We start from the raw sequence: 18,845 nt of genomic DNA on the forward strand, positions 1-18,845 counted from the left end.
GCGGCGCCCGTCCGCCCGCACGCAGGCCGCGGAACACGGCGGCACCCTCCGGAGCACGGGGCCGGAGGGCGCCGCCCCGTCTCCGTCCCGCCGCCCCTCCGGCCGCTGCTCCGACCTGTGGAGCGGCGGCCGTCCGCCGTCGTGGCCTGGGGGTCCGCGGGACGCGTCGGGTAGTGTCGCAGCTGGTTCACCGGCGGACGGAGCGGAATGTGACAGCGGTGCGCGAAGCCGACCGGACGGCCGGCCGGCAGCCCGAACAGCAGTCCCGGCCCACCCCGGACACCGGACGCCGACAGCTCCGGAACCCGCTCCGGGCCCCGCTGCAGGCCCTCCGCGCGGCCCCGCGCGGCCCGCTCACCGCGGCCGCCGCCCTCGCCGTGGTCTCGCTGCTCGCCTACGCCACCGTCCGGCACTTCGTCGGCACCTCGATGGTCGACATGATCGTCTACCGGGCGGAGGGCGCCGCCGTCGCCGACGGCCACGACCTCTACGCGCTGCGGGTCACCGAGTGGAACCTGCCCGCCACCTATCCGCCGTTCGCCGCGATGCTCTTCGTGCCGACCACCTGGTTCGGCATCGGCGTCCTCCGGGTCGCGATCACCGCAGGCAACGTCGTCCTGCTCGGCGTCCTCGCCCACCTCTCCTTCAAGCTCGTCGGCTGGCCCCGCCGGGAGGTGCGCCCGATCGGCATCCTGCTGGTCACCGGCCTCGGCGTCTGGCTCGAACCGGTCTTCACCACCCTGCGCTACGGCCAGATCAACCTCGTCCTGGCCTGCCTGATCCTCTGGGACCTCAACCGCCCCGACAGCCGCGGCACGGCCGCCGGCGGACCGCTGCACCGCCTCCCCAAGGGCGTCGCCATCGGCATCGCCGCCGGCATCAAGCTCACCCCCGGCCTCTTCGCCGTCTACCTGATGATCACCGGCCGCGTCCGGGCCTCCCTCACCGCCGGCCTCACCTTCCTCGGCACCTTCGCCCTCGGCGCCCTGCTGCTCCCCGACGCCACCTGGGGCTTCTGGACGAAGTACCTCTACGACTCCAGCCGCGTCGGCAAGACCGAGATCGTCGACAACCAGTCCGTCCGCGGCGCCGTCGCCCGGCTGCTGCACACCGCCGACCCCGGCAGCCTGGCCACCCTCGCCGGTGCCACCGTCGCCGTCGCCGGACTCGCCACCGCCGCCTGGGCCCACCGCAGCGCCCGCTGGCTGCCCCGCGGCGAGGCCTGGGGCATCTGCTGCGCCGCGGTCACCGCCGTCCTCATCTCGCCGATCAGCTGGACCCACCACTGGGTCTGGTGCGTCCCGGTGCTCGTCCTGCTCGCCGCCGAGGCCGCCCACGAGCGCTCCCGGCCGGTCGCCGTCCGGCGGCTCCGGTGGCGGCCGATCTTCGGCGCGACGCTGCTCGCCTTCCTCTCCTTCGCCATGTGGGTCGTCCCGCACAAGGGCGACCTCGACCAGCACCTCGCGCCGCTCGCCCAGATCCCCGCCGCGGTCTACCCGCTGGTCGGCGTCGGCTTCCTGGCCGCTGCCGCCGCCCGGGTCGCGGCGCGCCGCCGCGCCGCCGGGGAGCCGCTGCTGCGACTGCCCGAACAGCGCCCCGGCTCCTGGGCCGACGGCCGCCGCTCCGAGGGGCGCGTCCGCGCCTAGGGCGCGACTTCACAGGTGTACGGATGCCTCGCACGGGCCTCCTGGGGGCGCGTGGGGGCACCTGACCGCCCGCGCCTCCGAAGACCGGCTCTAGGGTTCCCGGACGGACGTGCGGCGTCGGCATGCCCCCCGCGGCGTGCCGTGGCCGTCCGGACCGTCCCGCTCGTCCCGTCCGGTCGGTGGCTGTCCCCGGCGAGCGGTCGGCGGCGCCCCACCGGCACGCGGCAGGGCCCGGTACGCCGCAGGGCCCGGCGCGCGGCAGGGCCCGTTCACCCGGGCGTGAAGCCCGGCGGCCGGGTGACCGTTCACCCGGGCGTGGGGCCGCTCGCGCCCGCCGTTCACGCCAGCAGCTCGGCCAGACAGTGGTCCATGTCCAGGGCCGCCAGCTCACCGCCCGGCGGAACCAGCCGGTGCGCCCGCTCCAGCCACCCGGCCACCGGTGCCAGCGGCGCCTCCAGCAGCGCGTCCCCCGCCGGGGAGCTCAGCGCCAGGCACAGCACCCCGCGCCGCCCCGACCGCTTCGGCCAGATCCGGACGTCGCCCTGCCCGCACGGCCGGAACGTCCCCTCCACCAGCAGCTCCCGCGCGAACACCCAGGTCACCGGGTTGCCCGTGTCCAGGTGGAAGGTCACGTGCACCGCCAGCGGGTCGTGGCTGCCGTACGACAGCCGGGCCGGCACCGGAACGCTGCGCTCCGGCGACAGCACCAGCTCGATGTCCAGCTCCAGTTCCACCACGCTCGGGGTCTGCTCCATGGCCGGATCCTCTCCGCTCGACCGGGCCGCCGTTCGGCCCCTCGGGAGAGGAGAGCGGCCCGCCCGCGCGCTCTTACACGGGTTCGGGAAGGAGTGTTTTTCCGGAGAACCCACGGGAAGGACGGGGCGGAAGTACTACCCTTTGTGACTGCCTGGCGACTGTCCGGCTGCGCTCCGAGCGCCATCGACGCTGCCACGAAAGAAGAACCGGATGACGGACCGACCCAACGGCGGCGCTGCGGACACCGCCGTCGGCCCCATGCCGGGCTACTACCCGGACCCGTCCATCCCGGGTTTCGTCCGTTACTGGGGTGGCACCGGGTGGGTCCCCGGCACCACCCGTCCCGCCCCCGCCGAGGGCGAGGTGCTGGAGCCGCCTCGCATCGTCAGCCGGCAGACCCCGCCGCTCGTCCCGCCGACCGCCGCTCCGCCCGCCGCCGTAGCGGCCTCCGCTCCGCCGGTCTCCGTCCAGCCGGCCGCCCCGGCCGCCCCGGGCGCTTCCGCGGGCGCTGCACCGGCCGTGCCGTCACCGGCCGTGCCCTCACCGGCCGAGCCTCCGGACGCCGAGCCCGGGTCCGGGTCCGGGTCCGCGTCCGCCGAGCATGCAGGGGTCGAGCCCGCACCGGGTGAGCCCGCGCAGGCCGGGGTGCCGGCACCGGCGATGCCGTCCCTGCCGGACTGGCCGTCCCCGCCGCTCTCCGACTCGGACACGCAGACCGGGCCGGTGTACTTCGACGAGACGTCCGCCGGGGCCTCGTTCGTGATGGCCGCCCACGCCGAGGTCGAGCTGCGCCCCCGCGCGGACGTCGAACCGGTGCGGGCCGAACAGCCCGCGCTGCGCCACGTTCCGCCGACCCTGGTGCCCCCGCCGGCCGCGGTCGTCGTCCCGTCCGCCCGCTCGGCCCCGCCCGAGACCCTGACCCCGGCGGCGCAGCCGTCCGCCACGCAGGAGGCGGAGGAGCGGGTCCCCGCGGCGCGGTCCGGCGGGTCCGGGTGGCAGGCCGATCCGAGGGCGCAGCGCGGCCTGCTGGAGACCGGTGCGGCCCCGCGCTGGGTGTCCTGGGGCGTGCTGCCGACCGGCGCGGAGGCCGAGTTCGCCGAGGTCGAGCACGCGGCCGCGCCCCCGTCCTTCCCGGCGCCGGCCCCCGTCCGGGCCCCCCAGGCCCTGCAGGCGGCGCCCGGCGCGGTCGCCGCTCCCGGGGCCGAGGCGGCCGAGCCGCAGCCCGCGGAGAACTCCGCAGCGCACTCTGCGGCGCCCGAGCCGGTGGTGGCGGAGGAGGAACCGGAGGCGCCGCCGACACCCGGGGCGACGGTCGAGGCCGAACCCGACGTGTCTGCCGTGACCGAGCCTGCTCCCGCGGAGCCTGTCGCGGCCGAGGCGGTGCCCGCGGTGGACGCGTTGTCGGAGGTCCCGTCGGTCGAGCCTGCGCGTACGGTCTCCGAACCGGCTCGGCGTGAGGAGCGGGTGCCGCGGGAGGCGTCCGCCACGGCGCTCCGGCCGGAGGCCGCCCGGTCGGCGGCTCCGCAGCGTGCGGCGTCCCGTTCCCCGGAGCCCGGCGCCGGGGCGGCGGCCCCGCGGGTGGCCGAGCGGCCCGCGCCGGTGAGCCGTCCCCCCGCATCGACCCCCTCCGCACCGCCCCCCTCCGGGCAGGCCGCGTCCGGTCGGCGTGCTGCCGAGCAGCGCCCCGCCGAGCAGCGCCCGGCCACGGCGGCGCGCAAGGCGGTCCCGAAGCAGGCGACGAAGCAGACATCGAAGCCGGCGCCGAAGCCGGCCGCGCTGCAGTCCGCCGGGCTCGGCCGCCGACTGGCCGCGCGGATCGTCGACTCCCTGCTGGTCCTGGTGGTGGCGGCCGCGGCCGGGGTACCGCTCGGTACGGAGGCCGTCGCACACGTCCGGGAGAAGCTCGACCAGGCGCGGGCGGCCTCCGCGCTGGCGGGCCACGAGGTGCGGGTCTGGCTGGTCGACGGCGTCGTCCTGGGCAAGGCGGGCGTCCTGATCGGGGTCCTGGTGGTGTTCGGGGTGCTGTACGAGGTGCTGCCGACGGCCCGGACCGGCCAGACCTTCGGCAAGCGGCTCGTCCGGATCCGGGTGGTCGACGCCCGAGGGGGCGGCAGCGGGCGGCGCACACCGCCCTCGTTCGGCCGATCGCTGGTGCGATGGGCCGTCAGGCAGCTGTCCGTGCTGATGCCGGTCGGCCTGCTCTGGCCGCTGTTCGACCGGCGGGCCCGCCGCGGATGGCAGGACCGGGCGGCCGCCACCCGCGTGGTGAAGGGCTGATCGGACGTCACCGCCGGGCGCGCCGTCGGCACGCTGCCGGCGCCTCTCCGGGCGGTCGTGAGCCGTTCGGCAACCCCGTCAAAACGTACCGGATGTGCCGATTCCGTGGCATATCCGATGTTCTACTCGGTGCATGAGCACCAATGACCCCTCAGGCCAGGAGCCGGAAGGGGGCGGCAAGCCCTCCTTCGACAAGCAGCCCCCGCAGGAGGGCACGCCGTCGGGTGCGCCGTCCGACCCGTACGGCGCGCCGCCGCCTCCGCCGCCTCCGCCGCCGACGGGCAGCCCGTACGACACCCCCGGCGAGTTCACCGGGACCTACGGTGCCCCGCCGCCCGGCTTCGGGACGGGCCCCGGCCACGGGGCGGCACCGCCGCCGACCCCCGGTACGGCGCCCGGTGCCGGCCCGGTGCCCGGAATGCCGCCGCTCGGCACCTGGCCCAACCGGATCGTCGCCACCCTGGTGGACTTCGTCCTGGTCGAGGCGGTCGCCGTGGCGCTGGTGGTCCCGTTCGCCAGCTTCGGCAAGCAGGACGGCTGGGTCGGTGCGACCTGGCTCGGCTACCTGCTCTGGCTGGTCTACGGCGGCCTGATGCTGAGCCGGGACGGCCAGACGCTCGGCAAGAAGCTGATGAAGGTCCGGGTCGCCATGCTCGCCGACGGGAGCGTGCCCGGCCCGGCGGCCGCCTGGACCCGGGCCGCGGTGTTCATCGTCCCCGCGCTGATCTGCTGCGGCGGACTCTGGTGGCCGATCGACGGCCTGTTCGGCGTCTTCGACAAGCCGTACCGGCAGTGCATCCACGACAAGGCTGCGAAGACGGTGGTGGTCTCCACCGCGGTCTGACGCCCACCCCCACCGGGCCGGGTCGGCCGGGCAGAGCCGGCGGAACGATCCGCGGGCCACCGCCGGGGTTAGGACCGGCCGCGACCCGCGGAGGCAGGTGCGGTACGGAGGCAGGTGCGGTACGGCGGACGGTCAGGACCGGCCCGCGTACTCCGGCCGGGGCCCGGGCACCGTCGATGCCTCCCGGGCCGGCTCCGCGCCGGCCGGCACGCCGCGGTCGGTGCGCCGCTGCGCGGAGAGCGTCATCAACAGCGCCGTCGCGAGCGTCCCGAGCGCCACGGCGAAGGCCACCAGCACCGCGACCTCGAACACGCCCGTGGACCCGGAGACCGCCAACAGGGCGACGGCCGATACGACGACGGTGAAGGTGCCGGTGCAGATCTGAGGGAGCGTCGGACGCGGCATGGCGGTCAGTCCTTCATGCGGAGTCGGTGGGGGAGCCGGTCGGGGGCCAGGTCGGTGATCAGGCCGGTGATCAGGCAGGCGATCAGGTCAGTGTCGGGGCAGTGCCTGGTCGGTGGGCCCCGGAGGGCCCTTCGGAGGTCTACCCAGCACGGCGGACCTCTACGTCCAGCGTAATCCCGCATATGCCGGGCATGAGGGGCGCACGGGTTCACGGCCGACCGCCCCCGATGCCACGGCGCTGCGCCCCTGCCCGACCGCGGTCGGTACGGTGATCGTCGGAACACCGTCATGACACTTGGGGGAGATTGTGAGCGTTCCCACCGACTGGCCGGCCGAGGAGGCCGAGGCACTCGCCGTCCAGAAGCGCCTGAGGCCGCTGGTGTCCGCCACCGGACCCGCGCCCGCGGCGGGTTCGCTGGTGGCGGGCGTGGACGTGGCCTACGACGACGAGCGGGACGTGGTCGCCGCGGCAGCCGTCCTGCTCGACTACGGCACGCTGGAGGTCGTCGACGAGTCCACCGCCGTCGGCCCGGTCGCCTTCCCCTACCTCCCCGGCCTGCTGGCGTTCCGTGAACTCCCGGCCGTACTGGAGGCGCTCGCCGCCCTGCAGCACGAGCCCGACCTCGTGGTCTGCGACGGGTACGGACTCGCCCACCCCCGCCGCCTCGGCCTGGCCAGCCACCTCGGCGTCCACACCGGACTGCGGACCATCGGCGTCGCCAAGACCCCGTTCACGTTCACCCACCGGACGCCCGGCCCCGAACGCGGCGCTTGGTCGCCGCTGATGGACGCCGGCGAAGAGGTCGGCCGGGCCGTCCGCACCCGGCAGGGCGTCAAGCCGGTCTTCGTCTCCGTCGGCCACCGCATCGGCCTGGCCGAAGCGGTGGAGACCACGCTCGCCCTCACCCCTTCCTTCCGCCTCCCCGAGACCACCCGGCGCGCCGACTCGCTCTGCCGCCGCGCGCTGGCGGCCGCCGTCGCCTGACGGACCGACAGTTCACGCACCCGGCCCAGCCGCAGGTCAGCCGGGAGGCCCGGCCCGGCCCGTGAGGGGTTGGTTTTGGCCCGACGTGGCATGTGTTAGACATAAGGGTCAAGACCCGGGTCATGACGCCAGGAAGTACGGGGGAGGCACGAAAGACGTGAGCACGGGGAGCGGTTCCGGCTACCGCGTGGAAGTGGACAACCTGCGCGCCTTCGCGTCGCAGGTACGGGGACTGTTGGGCGAGTTCGAGTCCGCCGCGGGCGGCTCCCGGGTGCACAGCCAGAGCGGGGTCAGCCGCAGCGCGTTCGGCACCTTCTCCGAGGCCGAGGCGCTGCACGCCAAGTATCAGGACATGCGGGACAGCCTGCGCGACGTTCTGGACGCACTCCAGCAGGCGATCGAGGAAGCCCAGCACAAGGCCGAGCTGACGGCGCGGAACTACGAGGAGCAGGAGCAGGAGACCTCCCACTCCCTCAGGGTCAACTCCGACGGCTGGTCCGTGGGCAGCACCGCCACGCCCGTCACCGCGGCCTACCGGTCGAACAGCGCCGCCGGTCCCGCGGTGGGCCCGAAGGGTCCCGCGGGCAGTTCACCGGCAGGTAGCGGAGACCCGCAACCGTCGTGGTAGTGAACGATGTCCTGAACAGGGACAGTCAGCTTGAGGCCGATTTCGGGACGGGGACGGAAGGCGTCCGAGCATGAGCGGATACACGAACTTCAACGGCTACAGCCACGGTGACATGCGCGGCATGGTCCAGTCGATGGACTCCGGCGGCGTCATGGCGGCCAGCGACCCCTGGCGCAAGGCCGCCGACACGCTCAAGCAGATCCGTACGGCGCTGAACACCGCCTCGGCGGACGCCACGTCCTCGTGGGAGGGCGCGACCAGCGACGCCTTCTACGCGAAGATGACCAAGCTCTCCAACGCCGTCAACAACGCGGCGGCATACGCCAACGACGCTGCGCAGACCATGCAGATGATGTCCGAGGCGATCGACACCGCCAAGCGGGACATGCCCGAGGAGCCGAGCTTCTGGGACAAGGCCGGCGATGCGCTCAGCGACACCGCCAAGTCGACCGTCGGCGTTGACGACGAGGACACCAGGACCGCCGTCACCGACGAGAAGAAGGCCCAGGCGGTCGCCGTCATGGAGACGCTGGCGGCAAAGTACCGGGTGGCGACGGCCAACCTGAAGCCGCCGCCGCGCGGCCAGGAGGACATTGAGGACCTTCCTGCGCCAGACTCATCCGCTGCTGGTGCGATCAGCGGGCTGTTGGTCGGTGGAGGCCTCGGTCTCACCGGCGGCTCCAGCTCCGGTTCGGGCACCGGTTCGGGCTCCTCCACGACCCGCCGGTCCTCCTCGACGGCCTCGCCGCAGTCGCCGAAGACCTCCACGGCCCGCATCACCGACAGTGGCATCAGCGGCGGTACCGCGAACCCCACCCCCAAGCCCAAGACGCCGACGCCTGTTGGACCGGGCACCGGTATCGACGGTGCCACGGTGACCAACCGGCCGCCCACCACGAGCGGTCCCGGCACCGGTCCCGGTCACACCGGCCCGGGCGGCGGTAGCGGGAGCCAGCACGGGGGCGGCGGCGTCTTCGACACCAGTCTTGGTGGCGGTAGCGGTGGCGGTCGCGGCGGCACTGGTGGCACCGGCGGCATGGGTCTCGGCCGCGGTGGATCCGGTGGGACCGGGGGCAGCCTCGGCCGTGGTGGTAACGCCTTCGGTTCGGGCGGCATGGGCGGCAGCAACGGCCTCGGTTCGGGCGCCGGTGGCCGGTCGGCCGGTGGCGGCGCGGGCGGAAGCCTCTCGCGGCGCGGCGGCGGCGTGGTCGGCGAGCCCGGGACGGGCGGCGCCGGACGCGGCTCCTTCACCGAGGGCGGATCGGGCCTCGGGCGCAATCGCCCGGGACAGGGCGCTGCCGGAGCGGGTGGCCAGGGCCACGGGATGCCCGGCTCGCAGGCCGGCAAGAAGAAGGACAAGAAGGACGGCAAGCGGCGTCCCGATTACCTCGTCGAGGACGAGGAGACCTGGGCGTCGGGGGAGCGGGCCAACCCCGACGTGGTGGAATGATCCCCAGCACCCCCAGGTGCACCCACAGCTGATCGGGCGTCTCGTCGCTGTTCCGGCGACGAGGCGTCCACCGGACGGATGAGGTGACGACGGCTTGACGACCAACCGACCGATGCGGGGTATGGCCGTGCTTGCTGCAGGCGCCCTCGTGTGGGGGATCAGCGCCGCCCCGGCGAGTGCGGACACCGTTCGCGACGGCCAGTGGGCGCTGGGCAACTACCACGTAACGAGGGATGTCTGGCCTATCAGCCAGGGCGAGAACGTTACTGTGGCGGTCATCGACTCGGGGGTCGCCGACCATCAGGATCTCACCGGACAGGTGCTGCCAGGCGCTGACTTCTCCAATGAGAGCGGCGTGGACTACAAGACCGACAAGGTCGGTCACGGAACCGGCATGGCGAGTCTCATCGCCGGTCATGGCCACGGCAGTGACGCCGGAATCATGGGTCTGGCGCCCAAAGCCAAGATCCTTCCGGTGCGCATTGGCACGTTCGACATCGACAGCGGCAGCGCCGGCTCCGGCGACATCGCGGCGTCCATTCGTTACGCAGCGGATCACGGTGCAAAGGTCATCAATATGTCGATCGTCGGCGGTACTGCGGAGGACAAGGCAGTTCGGGATGCCGTCAAGTACGCCGTTGAGAAGGACGTCGTGCTGGTCGGGTCTGCTGGAAACTTCGGCTCCGACCGCCCCGTGATCTACCCCGCGGCCTTCCCCGGGGTGGTAGCCGTCACGGCCATCGACTCGCAGGGCAACATCTGGTCCAAGTCGAATAGCGGTCCCGAGGTGACCCTGGCCGCACCCGGCGTGGACATCTACAGTGCGACCGCCAAGTCGGCGTCCAGCTACGGCAAGGGCAACGGCACCTCCGGCGCGGCCGCCTACGTCTCCGCCATCGCCGCGCTCGTCCGCTCGAAGTACCCGAACCTCTCGGCGGGCCAGGTCATCAACCGGATGATCAAGTCGGCTGTCGCTCCTCCGGACAAGTCGCCCGTCCCGAACAGCAAGTACGGCTACGGCATCGCCTCCGCCAAGGGGGCGCTCGCGCCGAACCCCGCGGTCGACAACGGGTCGAAGGAGAACCCGCTGCTCACCCGGGTGGAGTCGCAGGCGGACCCGTCGGGCAAGCCGTCCTCCGCGGCGTCCAAGCCGGCCCCGGGCAACAGCTCGGCGCCCGCGCCCGGTGACTCCTCCGCCGCGAAGGAGGACGGCGGCATCCCGGTGTACGTGCTGGCCATCGTCGGCGTCCTGGCGCTGGTGGTGATCGGCGGCGTGATCGTGCTGGTCCGGCGCTCGCGTGGCAACGGCAGCGGTGGTGGTGGCGGCAACGGTGGCGGCGGTGGTGGCTTCGTGCCGCCGACCCCGCCGCCGTACGGTCCGGGTGCTCAGCAGTTCCCGCCGCAGCAGCAGGCGCCGTACGCCGGCCAGGGGCAGCCCCAGCAGTCCTCGTACGCGGGCCAGGGCAATGGCCAGCCGCAGCAGTTCGGCTCCTCGCAGCCGTACCAGCAGTACCCGCCGCAGCAGCCTCCGGCGGGCGGCAGCCCCTACCGCTGACACGCCTACGAACGGCGGAAGGTTCGCAGGTCACGACGGCCCTTCGGGTACTGGTGGACTACTTGTCCCCAGTATCCGAAGGGCCGTCCGATGTTCAAGAAGCTCTGCGCCGTTCTCGCGCTCGCCGCTGCCGCCACAGTCTTCGCCGCCCCGGCGCCCGCGTTCGCGGACGGGCCCAAGACGCCCGAGGAGGCTGCGGTCTGCGAGGCGATGCTGTCGTCGGTGTTCCCCGGTCTCGGGCAGGCTGCGATCGACGCGATCTGTGCGGTCCAGGACGACGACACCACCACCGGCTGAACAGCCCGGGTTTCCACAATCGTTGATTACGGACGGCTGTCGCCGCACTAGGCTCGCGGCCGTGGATTGTTACACATGTGTTCGCACGGGAGACCCGGAAGGCCTGCCTCCGCGCGAGTCGATCGCCGGGGACGAGCACTGGCGGGTCGCCCACGCCTTCGGTTCCGCGCTGCCGGGGTGGCTCGTCCTGCTGCCCCGGCGGCACGTCACGGCGGTCGCCGAGCTGACTGACGCGGAGGCCGCCGGCCTCGGTCTCTGGCAGGTCCGGCTCTCCAGGGCGCTCGCCGAGGTGACGGGCTGCGCGAAGACGTACGTCGCGCAGTTCGCCGAGGCGGAGGGCTTCGCCCACGTGCACTTCCACGTCGTGCCGCGCAGCCCCGACCAACCGGAGGAACTGCGCGGGCCGAGGGTGTTCGGCCTGCTCGGCAAGGACGCCGCCGCCGCGGTCGGCCCGGAGGAGATGGACCGGCTGGCGGTCCGGCTCCGGGCAGCGTTGGCGGCGGGCTGACGCAGCCGGCAGGCCGTCCGGCTCCGGCTCGTGCCCGGTTCCCGTTTCGGCTTCGGCTTCGGCTTCGGCTTAGAGCCTGCGGTACATCACCAGCAGGTCGACGTAGCCGAGTTCGGCGTGCAGGAAGCCTTCGGGGACGGTGCCGACGGTCTCGAAGCCCAGGGACTTCCACAGGGCCACGGCCCGGTGGTTGGTGGCGACGACGGCGTTGTACTGGATCGCCCGGTAGCCGTCGGTGCGGGCCTGGGCGATGACGTGCTCGCCGAGGGCGCGGCCCACCCCGCGCCGGGCGTGGCGCGGGTCGACCATGAAGCCCGCGTTGGCGATGTGCGAGCCGGGGCCGCCCTGGTTCGGGTGGGTCTCCGCGGTGCCGAGGACGGTGCCGTCGGCGTCCACGGCGACCACCGTCCGGCCCGGTGGCTGCTTGAGCCACATGTCGCGGGCGTCGGCCTCGGAGATGTCCCGGGGCCAGGTGTAGGTGTCGCCCGCCGCGACGATGTCGCGGAGGAACGGCCAGATCGCGGGCCAGTCGGCCGGGGTGGCCGCACGGATGGTCATGCCGGCGGGCGTGGCCGGTGCGTCGTGTGCGGCCTGCGCCGTGGTCGTGGTCGTGGTCGTGCCGTGCTCGGTCATACCAGCTCCTTCGAGAACCAGAGCTCGGCGTACGGGTCGTCGCCGTAGGGGTCGGTCGGGCGGTAGCCGAGGCGGGTGTACAGCGCGATCGCCTCGGTCAGGTCGCGGCGGGTGTTGAGCAGCATCCGCCTCACCCCGCGGGCCCGTGCGACCTCCTCGGCGGCGGTGACCAGACGCCGTCCGGCGCCGCCGCGGCGGGCGGACCGGGTGACGAACACGCGTGTCAGCTCCCCGGTGTCCGCCGCGAGCCAGCGGACGCCCGCGCAGGCCACCGGTGCCCCGCCGGCCCTGGCGACCAGGAAGACTCCGCGGTCGCCGAGCAGGTCGGCGCCGTCGCCGGCCTCGTGGGTGATCTCCGCCTCCTCGGCGGGCCTGCCGTAGTAGCGGCTGATCAGCTCGTCCAGGTAGGCGTGCAGCACCGTGCGGGCGTCGGGATCGTCGACCGGCGCGGGATCGATGGACCAGGTATCGGGGGCAGCGACGTTCACCTCGTCATTCTCGGCGGACGCCCTCGGCCGCGTGCAACGCATTTTCGGGCCGCGGCCGTCCGCTGCCCGCCGCCTGCTGCCCCCGGGCCGTCCGGCGGTACGGGCCGTCCGGCGGTACGGGCCGTCCGGCGGTACGGGCCGTCCGGCGGTACGGGCCGGGGGCGGACCAGCGGGATCACTCGAAGGTATGAAGGATTTCCGGAACGGCCGAGTTATCCACAGGCTGGGGGCGGATCACGCCGGGGCCGTCCGGATCGTGCTGCCATTGGGGTCATGAACGAAGACCTCCTGATGCCCCTCATTCCCGGTATTCGCCGTTCCCGTCGCCAGGTCCGACTTGCGGTCACCGGCGCGTCCGGCCCGGTGGCCGGGCCCGGCAGCGGCCGCGCCCGGGCACCGATCCGCTCATGGCGGGCCTGCTCACGGTGGTGGGCCCGCCGGGCCGCCGCCGGAACGGCCCGTGCGAGGCCGGCCCGCGGTATCCGGCCGCCGCCGCGCGCTGCCGTGCACCACTGCCCGGGGAGTGTGTTCTCGCGCTCCGTGCCGCCCCGGTGACCTGCGGCGGGGCCGGTGGCAGCATCTTGGCGGTGGCTGGCGTTCCCGCCACTGGTGGCGCGGGAGCGGCCGACGGCATCCTGGACGCATGATCACTCCTGACACCAAGGACTGGACCTGGGTCCTCGAGCGCTCCTGCGACGACTGCGGCCTGGACACTCCGGCCGTCGTCCGTGAGGACGTGCCGGGCATGGTGCGTGCCAACGCCGCCGAGTGGCAGCGGCTGCTCGCGGACGACCCGGCCGAGCTGCGGCGCCGTCCGCAGCCCGACGTCTGGTCCACGCTGGAGTACGCCTGCCACGTCCGGGACGTCTTCCGGCTCTTCGACCGGCGGCTCGTGCTGATGCTCACCGAGGAGGCCCCGGCCTTCGCCAACTGGGACCAGGACGCGACGGCGGTCGCCGAGCGCTACGCCGAGCAGGACCCGGCCACCGTGAGCGCGGACCTGGCCGCCGCGGCCGAGCAGCTGGCGCGGTCCTTCGCCGGGGTGTCGGGCGAGCAGTGGCAGCGCACCGGTCTGCGGAGCGACGGTGCGCGGTTCACCGTGGACAGCTTCTCGCACTACCTGATCCACGACCCGGTGCACCACCTGTACGACGTCACCGGCGTCCGCCTCTGACCCGTGCCGGACCCGATCCGGCCGCCGGGTCGGTCCTGCCGCCGCCTGCGGCAGGACCGGGCCCCACGGGCCTGCCCACCGCCTCCTGAGGCCGGCGCACGACTTCCCGTCCGGGGCTGCGGTCCCAGGCCGCCGGGCCACTGCCTCAGGCCGCTGTCCAGCCGGGTTCGGCGGGCCAGGCGGGCAGCCCGTGAGGGGCGGCCTCGGCGAGCAGTTCCACCGGGCCGGTGCCGCTCCGGACGGCGAGCACGAACCGGTGCCGGTCGCCGATCCGCCGTGGCTCGAAGGCGACGTGGACGAACGGCGCCGTGGGCGAGGAGGAGGCGGCCAGCCGCGCCAACTCGTCCTCCACCCGCGCCCATTCCTCCGCGGGGACGTACTGGCGCATGACGGAGTGCCAGACCACGGTGAGCATGCCCTCGGCCACCTCGGCACCGGCCAGGAAGTCGGCGGCGCCCACGGCCTCGACCCGGGTGGGCACCTCCGCCGCCAGCCGGAGCGCACCCTCCAGCCGGGCCGTGCGGGCCGGCTGGTCGGGCCACAGGTAGGCGCGGAGGGCCAGCGAGCCTTCCGCCGAGCGCGGGTCGATCGGAGCGAGGTCGCAGCCGCGGCGTTCGGCGAAGGCCAGCGGCTCGGCCCGGGCGGGCAGCCAGGACGGCGGTGTGCCGCGCCAGGCGTCCGGCAGCTGGACCGGCGAATCGGCGGGCCCGCAGGAGTAGCCGGGGGAGGAGCAGTGGAAGCGGTCGGCCAACTGGTTGAGACCGGCGCTCGACCCCAGTTCGAGCAGCCGGATCGGCAGGCGGCGCTCGCCCAGGGTGTGCAGCAGACCGGCGATCAGCAGGTTCGAGCGGCCCACCTCGTTGGTCTGCGGCGGCCGGGTCAGCCAGTCCCGTACCCACGGCAGGTTGTCGGCGACGGCCTGCCGGAAGGCGGGCCAGGCGGTGTCGGGCCGCGCGGGGTCGACGCTGCCGCCGGCGCTCGGGTAGTGGGCGGCGAGCTCCGGGGCCCGGCCGGTGAGGACCAGGGCGTGCACGCCGCCCAGCAGCCGCAGTGCCACGGCCTGCGGCCCGGCGTCGTCCTCGTGGCCGGCGACGGCCGCCGCACAGGGCCCGCCCTCGCGGATGTCGGCCGCAGCGGCGTGCAGCAGGGCGGCGTAGAGCGGGGAGCCGAGTTCGGCGCAGGCGACGGCCTGCTGTTCGAACACGGCGACGGTGTGCTCGATGGACACGTGGGTTCTCCGTCCGGTCGACTGGAGATCATCATTCGCCCGCTCGGTACCGTCCGGCAGTAGGGCGTACGGTGATTCGGATCACCGGTTTCCCGTGACCCGGGTCACCACTCCTGGGGCATGCGGCGCAGGGCGTGGCGGAGCTGCCCGGCGACGCTGGCGGTCTCCGCACCCACCACGTCGGCGATCTCGGGTGCGGCCAGGCCCACCACGTAGTGCAGGATCGCGAGGTCCTCGTCGGCCGGCGCCGGGCGGTGCTCGGCGAGCGGCTCGCTGTTCGGGCGTTCGCACTCCGCGACCGTGCTCCGCAGGATCTGCCAGGCGATGGCGGTGGGGTTGGAGCTGCCCAGGACCTCGGGCCACACCTGGGCGAGCGTGCAGAACGCCTGGTCGACCACCCGGCCGGCCGCGGTCGGCTCGTGGAACCAGACCTTGGCGTAACTCAGGTAGCGGGGGCGGTGCAGTTCGCAGAACGCCGTGAACTCCAGGGGCATGGCTGCCAGACCGATGTCGGCGGCGGGGCTGATCGATACCGTGGCAGGGACATGACGATCAGTCACATCAGCCTCTCGATCTGGTCGCGTCGGAAGGGTAGCCCGGTGCTCACTCTAGGCCCTTGCGCGGCTGCTTTGGGTGACAAGCCCCGTCGGGGAGAGCGGGAACCGGCCTGAGCGCGCTGCGATATGACGGTCAATCAGCCGACCTGTCGGGGCCTCCGGCAGGTGCGAGGGTATCGCACCTGGTCACGGAGGGTACGGCGGTGATGGCTGCAGCGGTGTCGATGTGCGACCGTGGGGCGCATGACGGATCCGGCGCATCCATCCGATCACCCACGCCCCCCGCGGACCGCACCCGGCGGAGACCCGCACTCCCGGGGTCCGCACGGCCGGGATCCGCACACCCGGGCGCCGGGCGATCCCGCCGCGCGTCTCTCGGACGCGCATGTCGACGGCGCGCGCCCCCAGAGCGCCGTCCCCCGCGGCACCCGCCTCCGGGACCGTCCGGTCCACCACGTCCACCCCCACGAGCCGCACCAGCCCAACCAGCCCAACCAGCCCCACGAGCGCCACTGCCACCACGAACACGACGCGAACGACGAACGCGACGAACACGTCCTGCGCGACGTGCACGACGTGCGCGACGAACACGAGCGCCGTCACTGCCGCCGCACCCACGGCCGCGGCGCCCCCGCCCGACTCGGTCACCTGCTCCGCCCGCACACCCACCATGCCTCCGAGAAGGTCGACGAGGCCGTGGAGACCTCCGCCGACGGGCTGCGGACCCTGTGGATCTCGCTCCTCGTCCTCGCCCTCACCGCCGTCCTGCAGGCGGGTGTGGTGGTGCTCTCGGACTCGGTCGCGCTGCTCGGCGACACCGTGCACGACGCGGCCGACGCGCTCACCGCCGTCCCGCTCGCCATCGCCTTCCTGCTCGGCCGCCGCGCCGCCACCCGCAGCTTCACGTACGGCTACGGACGGGCGGAGGACCTCGCAGGGGTGGCCGTGGTGGCCACCGTCGCGGCGTCCGCCGTGCTGGCCGCCGTGACCGCCGTCGACCGGCTGCTCCACCCGCAACAGGTGGGCCACGTCTGGGCGGTGGCGGCTGCGGCGGTGGTGGGCTGCCTGGGCAACGAGTGGGTGGCACGTTACCGCATCCGCACCGGCCGCCGGATCGGTTCGGCCGCGCTGGTCGCGGACGGCGTCCACGCGCGCGCCGACGGGCTCACCTCGCTGGCCGTCCTGCTCGGCGCGGGCGGCTCGGCGCTGGGCTGGCAGGTCGCCGATCCGCTGGTCGGCCTGGTGATCACCGCGGTGATGCTGGCGGTGCTGTGCAGCTCGGTGCGCGAGGTCGGGCGCCGACTGATGGACGGGGTCGAGCCCGCGCTGGTGGATGCCGCCGAGCGCGGGTTGCGAGGGGTGGACGGGGTGCGGGCGGTCGGCGCGCTGCGGATGCGCTGGGTCGGCCACGCGCTGCGCGCCGAGGCCGAGGTGGCGGTCGACGGCTCGCTCACCGTGGCGGAGGGTCACCTGGTCGCGGAGGCCGTCGAGCAGGCGCTGAAACGGGCCGTGCCGCGCCTGGTCGCGGCGACCGTGCACGTCGATGCCGCAGAACCGGCCGGGCCGGAGGAGAGGGCGGTGGCCGCGGAGTCGACGGCGGTGCGTGCCGCCCTGCGCTGACGTCCTCCGGGCCGCCGTCGGGGCCGTCCCCGACCCGGCGTCAGAGTGCCGTCCGGGCGCCGTCCGGGCTCTCACCGATGTCGGCCGGAGGGCCCCGGGCAGCAGGCTGGCCGCCATGGAAACCCACGCCGCTCAGAACGCCGCCCGCCCCGACCGCTCCCGCCGGACCCGTCGGACCCGTCGGACCCGTCGGACCCGGCGGGCCGGGATCGCCGCCGTCACCGTCCTCGCGGCCACCGGCCTCGCCCTGGCCGCCCCCTCCGCCGCCCAGGCGGCCGATACCGCCCCCGCCGCCCACGCTCCCGCCGCCGCAGGCCCTGCGGCGTCCACCGTCACGGCGTCCACGGCCGCGGGGTCCGCTGCGACCCCGGAGGCCGAACTGGCCGCGCTGGAGGCCGGCTACGCCGACTGTCCGGAGCTCCCGCAGGGGGTCGACCCGGCCCGCTGGCGGTGCGAGGTGCACCTGGCCACCCCGAAGCTGCGCCTGGGCGACGCCGACCTCCCGGCGCTGCGGCCGATCATGATGGTGCACGCCGAGGGCCCGCTCGCGGACGGCACGCCGGGGCAGGTCTGGGGCGCCTGGCACGGCGGCGGCCCGGTGGCGGTGCCCGGCGGCCTGACCGGCACCCCGGCCGGGGATCGCAGCCCGGTGCTCGGACTGTCGCTGGAGGCGGAGTACGGCGGCGCCTCGGACTTCTACACCGGCAGCATGGAGATGCGCTTCCGGCTCTCCGGCCCGCTGCTGCCGGACGGCTGCGAGATCGGGCGGAGCGCGCCGGTGAGCCTGCACTTCCAGCGGGCGGGTTCCTCGGAGTGGGTCTCCCGGAACCCGCCGCTGATCCACTTCTCCGCGTACGACGAGGGCTTCGCCGCCCCCGCGCCGGAGAGCTGCGGCCCGCTGACCGGGCTGCTGTCCCACCGGCTCGGCCTCCCGGCGGCGAGTGGCAACCTGCTCTCGTACGACGCGGGTTACACCTTCAGGACGTACGACCGGCTGCGCTGACGGCGCCGACGGCACCGATCGTGCTGCCGGCACCGACGGCGCTGCCCGCGGTGTGGCGGCCGCGTCCGCCGGCCCGTCGGCCGGCCGTGCCGGCGCTGTTGGCCGCCAGTGCCGCCGCGCCGGCCGCGGCCGCCGCAGCGGCAGCCGCGGCGACGGGTGCCGCGGCCTCCCGGCAGACCTGCTCGGGGATCGGCACCGTTCTGGTGCGGCCCGCCGGGGCGTCGGGGGCACCGGGGGCGCCCGCCTCGTCCGTGCCCTCCGCGTCCGCGGCACGGGCCCGGGCGAGCTCCTCGAAGGCCTCCCGGGCGGCCAGGTAGGCCTGGACGGCGGCGATGCCGTACACCGGCTGGATCAGCTGGTGACCCTTGAAGAACGGCCGGGCCGGGGCGAACCCGGCGGCGATCACCAGGTCGCGGATCTCCGTTATCTCGGCTTCCGTGCGGGCGGTGAAGCGGACCTCCCAGCCCTTCTTGTACGTGTGGCCGTCCGCGCTGTTGCGGCGGGCGAGGTCGGGCCGGCGGACGTAGCCGGGCAGGCGGCCGAGGCGCAGTTGGGCGGCGCGCAGGCCGGGGATCTCGTCACGTGGCATGTGCCGATGGTAGGCAATCCGGCGGGTGCCGGTGGTCGGCGGGTGGTGCTCCACCGTATGGCCTTGGTCACTCTGGGTCAGTAATCGCTGATCATCGGGGTGCCTCCACTCCATGATCGTTGATGTGCCGATTCGATGAAAAACGGATCGTCACCTCCCAAGTCCGATCTAATCCGGCATTCGAGTGAACGTCCCATACGTC

At 74.3% G+C, this 18,845-nt stretch carries 20 protein-coding genes; 12 read left to right on the forward strand and 8 right to left on the reverse strand.

Translation table 11 applies throughout. From position 1 onward, the window contains the following. Positions 1 to 209: 209 nt before the first annotated feature. A complete protein-coding gene (locus AB0O09_RS17805; protein ID WP_363542577.1) occupies positions 210 to 1,646 on the forward strand; it encodes a glycosyltransferase 87 family protein in 1,437 nt (478 codons plus the stop codon). Between the two features lie 338 nt (positions 1,647 to 1,984). On the opposite strand, the gene AB0O09_RS17810 is transcribed toward AB0O09_RS17805, so the two are convergent. After that, positions 1,985 to 2,401, reverse strand: coding sequence for an SsgA family sporulation/cell division regulator (locus AB0O09_RS17810; protein ID WP_363542578.1), 417 nt, complete (start codon positions 2,399 to 2,401; stop codon positions 1,985 to 1,987). A 211-nt stretch (positions 2,402 to 2,612) separates the two neighbouring features. Here AB0O09_RS17810 and AB0O09_RS17815 point away from each other — a divergent pair, with 211 nt between their 5' ends. Together AB0O09_RS17815 and AB0O09_RS17820 are read left to right on the forward strand one after the other, a co-directional pair. After that, complete coding sequence (locus tag AB0O09_RS17815) at positions 2,613 to 4,679, forward strand: RDD family protein (RefSeq protein WP_363542579.1); 2,067 nt, start codon at positions 2,613 to 2,615, stop codon at positions 4,677 to 4,679. 133 nt (positions 4,680 to 4,812) lie between these two features. After that, positions 4,813 to 5,523: an RDD family protein gene (locus AB0O09_RS17820; RefSeq protein WP_363542580.1), complete on the forward strand. Its 711-nt coding sequence runs from the start codon at positions 4,813 to 4,815 to the stop codon at positions 5,521 to 5,523. A gap of 132 nt (positions 5,524 to 5,655) precedes the next feature. Here the strand turns inward: AB0O09_RS17820 and AB0O09_RS17825 are convergent, their stop codons facing one another. Then, positions 5,656 to 5,928, reverse strand: coding sequence for a hypothetical protein (locus tag AB0O09_RS17825; protein ID WP_363542581.1), 273 nt, complete (start codon positions 5,926 to 5,928; stop codon positions 5,656 to 5,658). A gap of 307 nt (positions 5,929 to 6,235) precedes the next feature. Here AB0O09_RS17825 and AB0O09_RS17830 point away from each other — a divergent pair, with 307 nt between their 5' ends. The 6 genes from AB0O09_RS17830 to AB0O09_RS17855 all read left to right on the forward strand — a co-directional run bounded on the left by AB0O09_RS17830 (position 6,236) and on the right by AB0O09_RS17855 (position 11,351). After that, positions 6,236 to 6,913, forward strand: a complete 678-nt coding sequence (locus tag AB0O09_RS17830) for an endonuclease V (RefSeq protein ID WP_363542582.1) — start codon at positions 6,236 to 6,238, stop codon at positions 6,911 to 6,913. A gap of 157 nt (positions 6,914 to 7,070) precedes the next feature. Further along, positions 7,071 to 7,541, forward strand: coding sequence for a hypothetical protein (locus AB0O09_RS17835; protein ID WP_363542583.1), 471 nt, complete (start codon positions 7,071 to 7,073; stop codon positions 7,539 to 7,541). 133 nt (positions 7,542 to 7,674) lie between these two features. Further along, on the forward strand, positions 7,675 to 8,991 hold the full coding sequence (locus AB0O09_RS17840) for a hypothetical protein (protein ID WP_363542584.1): 1,317 nt from the start codon (positions 7,675 to 7,677) through the stop codon (positions 8,989 to 8,991). Between the two features lie 94 nt (positions 8,992 to 9,085). Beyond that, positions 9,086 to 10,546, forward strand: coding sequence for a S8 family serine peptidase (locus AB0O09_RS17845; protein ID WP_363542585.1), 1,461 nt, complete (start codon positions 9,086 to 9,088; stop codon positions 10,544 to 10,546). Positions 10,547 to 10,636: 90 nt separating this feature from the next. After that, on the forward strand, positions 10,637 to 10,843 hold the full coding sequence (locus tag AB0O09_RS17850; RefSeq protein ID WP_344623450.1) for a hypothetical protein: 207 nt from the start codon (positions 10,637 to 10,639) through the stop codon (positions 10,841 to 10,843). Positions 10,844 to 10,904: 61 nt separating this feature from the next. Beyond that, a complete protein-coding gene (locus tag AB0O09_RS17855; RefSeq protein ID WP_363542586.1) occupies positions 10,905 to 11,351 on the forward strand; it encodes an HIT family protein in 447 nt (148 codons plus the stop codon). 69 nt (positions 11,352 to 11,420) lie between these two features. On the opposite strand, the gene AB0O09_RS17860 is transcribed toward AB0O09_RS17855, so the two are convergent. Together AB0O09_RS17860 and AB0O09_RS17865 are read right to left on the reverse strand one after the other, a co-directional pair. Beyond that, on the reverse strand, positions 11,421 to 11,909 hold the full coding sequence (locus AB0O09_RS17860) for a GNAT family N-acetyltransferase (protein ID WP_363542686.1): 489 nt from the start codon (positions 11,907 to 11,909) through the stop codon (positions 11,421 to 11,423). Between the two features lie 71 nt (positions 11,910 to 11,980). After that, positions 11,981 to 12,472, reverse strand: coding sequence for a GNAT family N-acetyltransferase (locus tag AB0O09_RS17865; protein WP_363542587.1), 492 nt, complete (start codon positions 12,470 to 12,472; stop codon positions 11,981 to 11,983). A gap of 643 nt (positions 12,473 to 13,115) precedes the next feature. Between AB0O09_RS17865 and AB0O09_RS17870 the strand changes: the two genes are divergently transcribed. Further along, complete coding sequence (locus AB0O09_RS17870) at positions 13,116 to 13,646, forward strand: DinB family protein (protein ID WP_363542588.1); 531 nt, start codon at positions 13,116 to 13,118, stop codon at positions 13,644 to 13,646. A 145-nt stretch (positions 13,647 to 13,791) separates the two neighbouring features. Here AB0O09_RS17870 and AB0O09_RS17875 read toward each other — a convergent pair whose 3' ends face one another. From AB0O09_RS17875 to AB0O09_RS17885, 3 genes are all read right to left on the reverse strand, one after another. Further along, positions 13,792 to 14,874, reverse strand: coding sequence for a DUF2332 domain-containing protein (locus AB0O09_RS17875; RefSeq protein WP_363542589.1), 1,083 nt, complete (start codon positions 14,872 to 14,874; stop codon positions 13,792 to 13,794). Between the two features lie 104 nt (positions 14,875 to 14,978). After that, entirely contained in the window at positions 14,979 to 15,368 is a 390-nt protein-coding gene (locus tag AB0O09_RS17880) for a hypothetical protein (protein ID WP_363542590.1), read from the reverse strand. Positions 15,369 to 15,617: 249 nt separating this feature from the next. Further along, positions 15,618 to 16,034 carry a hypothetical protein gene (locus AB0O09_RS17885; RefSeq protein WP_363542591.1) on the reverse strand — a complete coding sequence of 139 codons (417 nt, stop codon included), beginning with the start codon at positions 16,032 to 16,034 and terminating at the stop codon, positions 15,618 to 15,620. On the opposite strand from AB0O09_RS17885, the gene AB0O09_RS17890 reads away from it, so the two are divergent. Beyond that, on the forward strand, positions 16,008 to 17,051 hold the full coding sequence (locus AB0O09_RS17890) for a cation diffusion facilitator family transporter (RefSeq protein ID WP_363542592.1): 1,044 nt from the start codon (positions 16,008 to 16,010) through the stop codon (positions 17,049 to 17,051). The two genes, AB0O09_RS17885 and AB0O09_RS17890, sit on opposite strands and share 27 nt — an antisense overlap. A 115-nt stretch (positions 17,052 to 17,166) precedes the next feature. After that, a complete protein-coding gene (locus tag AB0O09_RS17895) occupies positions 17,167 to 18,054 on the forward strand; it encodes a hypothetical protein (RefSeq protein ID WP_363542593.1) in 888 nt (295 codons plus the stop codon). Here the strand turns inward: AB0O09_RS17895 and AB0O09_RS17900 are convergent. After that, positions 18,029 to 18,643, reverse strand: coding sequence for a hypothetical protein (locus AB0O09_RS17900; RefSeq protein ID WP_363542594.1), 615 nt, complete (start codon positions 18,641 to 18,643; stop codon positions 18,029 to 18,031). The genes AB0O09_RS17895 and AB0O09_RS17900 overlap by 26 nt on opposite strands. Positions 18,644 to 18,845 lie beyond the last annotated feature (202 nt).

The sequence above is a fragment of the Kitasatospora sp. NPDC093679 genome, from assembly GCF_040683455.1.
GTDB lineage: Bacteria > Actinomycetota > Actinomycetes > Streptomycetales > Streptomycetaceae > Kitasatospora > Kitasatospora arboriphila.